We start from the raw sequence: 224 nt of genomic DNA, 5'->3' as shown, positions 1-224 counted from the left end.
CCTTAGCATAAAACTGCCCTAGATAATCCATAGCTAATTTAGATATTGCATAAGGTGATAGTGGGTTAGGAAGTGAGTTTTCATCTACTGGTTCAGGAGCATCACCATATTCTTCTGAGCTTCCGCATAAGTGTATTCTGGTTTTTAATCCTATATTTCGTACAGCGTTAAGGATGTTTAGTGAACCAAGAGTATTAGTCTCTATTGCCCGTACTGGGTCAAGG

Annotated in this window: 1 protein-coding gene; it reads right to left on the bottom strand. The window is 39.3% G+C overall.

Translation table 11 applies throughout. The features are described from left to right. A partial coding sequence (locus QCD68_RS17370; RefSeq protein ID WP_301223913.1) for a GDP-mannose 4,6-dehydratase occupies positions 1–224 on the bottom strand: 224 nt, incomplete at both ends.

The sequence above is a fragment of the Curtobacterium sp. PsM8 genome (genome assembly GCF_030433875.1).
GTDB lineage: Bacteria > Actinomycetota > Actinomycetes > Actinomycetales > Microbacteriaceae > Curtobacterium.
This window is presented reverse-complemented; position numbering and strand designations above follow the sequence as displayed.